The organism is Actinomadura sp. NPDC049753, assembly GCF_040674655.1.
GTDB classification, from domain to species: domain Bacteria; phylum Actinomycetota; class Actinomycetes; order Streptosporangiales; family Streptosporangiaceae; genus Spirillospora; species Spirillospora verrucosospora.
This window is the reverse complement of sequence record NZ_JBFARL010000477.1, coordinates 1-1,053: the sequence shown is the minus strand read 5'-3', so window position 1 is coordinate 1,053 and position 1,053 is coordinate 1. Positions and strand designations below refer to the sequence as shown.

2 protein-coding genes and 1 pseudogene are annotated in these 1,053 nt (G+C 74.1%); 1 reads left to right on the top strand and 2 read right to left on the bottom strand.

Features of this window, described 5'->3' with window-relative positions; genetic code table 11:
• Positions 1 to 67: 67 nt before the first annotated feature.
• Positions 68 to 223 (bottom strand): hypothetical protein, encoded by a 156-nt coding sequence (locus AB0K37_RS42325; protein ID WP_363991921.1) that lies wholly within the window; start codon positions 221 to 223, stop codon positions 68 to 70.
• Between the two features lie 51 nt (positions 224 to 274).
• On the opposite strand from AB0K37_RS42325, the gene AB0K37_RS42320 reads away from it, so the two are divergent.
• Positions 275 to 700, top strand: a complete 426-nt coding sequence (locus AB0K37_RS42320) for a PPOX class F420-dependent oxidoreductase (RefSeq protein WP_363991918.1) — start codon at positions 275 to 277, stop codon at positions 698 to 700.
• Here AB0K37_RS42320 and AB0K37_RS42315 read toward each other — a convergent pair.
• Positions 697 to 1,053: pseudogene (locus AB0K37_RS42315) on the bottom strand (tetratricopeptide repeat protein); the annotation flags it as partial. The gene AB0K37_RS42320 and the pseudogene AB0K37_RS42315 sit on opposite strands and share 4 nt — an antisense overlap.

The following is a 1,053-nucleotide window of genomic DNA, read 5'->3' as shown; positions in this document are numbered from 1 at the left end:
GCGTCGTTCTCGCTGATGTCCCCGCGGTTGTCGCGCGTGTGGAGCCCCTGCATCTCCAGCTCGGTCGTCACGCCGAACCGCAGCGCCAGGGCGCCCGCACCGCCAGCAGGTCGGCGGCCTCCACTCCCCCGTTCGACCCGTGCGTCAGCACCAGCAGGAACGCCGGGTCCTCCACCTCGTCCAGCACCACCTCGGCGGGCCCGTGCGCCGTCGCGACCTTCATGTGACTCACCGTAGCGGCAGCCGCGGACCGCCGGTGCGGCAGACTGGACCCATGGAGACGATGACCGACAGCGAGTGGCGCGCGTTCGTCATGGAGGGCACCCGCACCGGCAAGGCCGCCGTCACCCGCAAGGACGGCACGCCGCACGTGACGCCGATCTGGTTCGTCCTCGACGGCGACGACCTGCTGTTCAACACGGGGCACCACAGCGTCAAGGGCCGCGTCCTCGCCCGCGACCCGCGCCTGTCGGTCTGCGTCGACGACCAGACGCCGCCGTACTCGTACGTGCTGATCCAGGCCGAGGCGTCCCTCGTCGAGGACCTCGACGAGATCCTCCGCTGGGCGACCGTCATCGGCGGCCGCTACATGGGCGCCGACCGGGCCGAGGAGTTCGGGCGGCGCAACGCCGTCCCCACCGAGTACCTCGTCCGCGCCCGCATCACCAAGGTGATCGCCCAGCGCGCCATCGCCGGCTAGCCGTCGGTCCAGTCCGGGACGGCCGTGCCCGTCGCCAGGCGGAACCGCTCGGCGAAGCTCTCGTGCAGCAGCGGCCCCCACGTGTAGCCGCCCGGCACCCGCACCGCCCTGCCGAGGGTCTCGCGGGCGTCGCCCGCCCGGCGTTCGGCGTACCGGACGGCGAGCAGCGCGTACATGTGGTCGAGGGCGCCGAACGCCTCCCCCGCGAGGGCGGGAAGCGTGCCGTCCGACACGGCGTGCTCGACGACCGGCTCCCACCACAGGTCGCCGTCGCCGTCGCCGTCGTCGTCGGCGCCGAAGTCGCGGCGCAGCCGCGCCCGCACCTGCCCCGCGGTGCCGGGCTCGGCGAGGCC

What these genes read in the sequence shown, in the direction of transcription:
- AB0K37_RS42325 (WP_363991921.1), bottom strand. Translation starts at nt 223, where the DNA reads ATGAAGGTCGCGACGGCGCACGGGCCCGCCGAGGTGGTGCTGGACGAG.
- AB0K37_RS42320 (WP_363991918.1), top strand. Translation starts at nt 275, where the DNA reads ATGGAGACGATGACCGACAGCGAGTGGCGCGCGTTCGTCATGGAGGGC.